Origin of the sequence: Caballeronia sp. GAWG1-5s-s (genome assembly GCF_023631445.1) — a bacterium.
Lineage (GTDB): Bacteria > Pseudomonadota > Gammaproteobacteria > Burkholderiales > Burkholderiaceae > Caballeronia.
Map to the genome: position 1 here is coordinate 1 of NZ_JALQDC010000017.1, position 649 is coordinate 649.

General features: G+C 54.7%; 1 protein-coding gene and 3 tRNA genes. All 4 read right to left on the bottom strand.

Features of this window, described 5'->3' with window-relative positions:
• On the bottom strand, positions 1-83 hold an 83-nt coding region (locus NCR34_RS12960; protein ID WP_042615313.1), incomplete at its 3' end, for a GTP-binding protein.
• A 62-nt stretch (positions 84-145) separates the two neighbouring features.
• Positions 146-220, bottom strand: a tRNA-Thr gene (locus tag NCR34_RS12965).
• A gap of 16 nt (positions 221-236) precedes the next feature.
• Positions 237-310: transfer RNA gene (locus NCR34_RS12970), tRNA-Gly, on the bottom strand.
• Between the two features lie 30 nt (positions 311-340).
• A tRNA-Tyr gene (locus NCR34_RS12975) sits at positions 341-426 on the bottom strand.
• Between the last annotated feature and the right edge of the window lie 223 nt (positions 427-649).

Here is a 649-nt window from a genome sequence, read left to right on the forward strand (position 1 = left end):
AGCGTGGTCTTGCCGTGGTCAACGTGACCGATCGTGCCCACGTTCACGTGCGGCTTGGTCCGCTCGAATTTACCTTTGGCCATTTTCGACTCCTAACAGGATTTTCGCACCTTGCGCCGCGCGCAACTTTCTAGACTGATACAGCTGGTGCCCATGGGCAGGATCGAACTGCCGACCTCTCCCTTACCAAGGGAGTGCTCTACCACTGAGCCACATGGGCACTACAAAACCGACACTGGAGCGGGTGAAGGGAATCGAACCCTCGTCATAAGCTTGGAAGGCTTCTGCTCTACCATTGAGCTACACCCGCGAGGGTTGGATTCCCTTACCGCTTGAATTCTGGTGGAGGAGGTTGGATTCGAACCAACGTAGGCGTAAGCCAACAGATTTACAGTCTGCCCCCTTTAGCCACTCGGGCACCCCTCCGCAGAGAACTATCGATTATGGGGTAACAACACGCGGTTGTCAAGTGCTTCTTGCGAAGCAAATCGATAAGGCTCTCACTTATAGTCGGTCGCCCCAAACGCAAAAACCCCACCTTTGCGGGGTGGGGTTTTTGTTTGTGGCAAGGAGGAGCCTGACGATTACCTACTTTCACACGGGCAATCCGCACTATCATCGGCGTGGAGTCGTTTCACGGTCCTGTTCG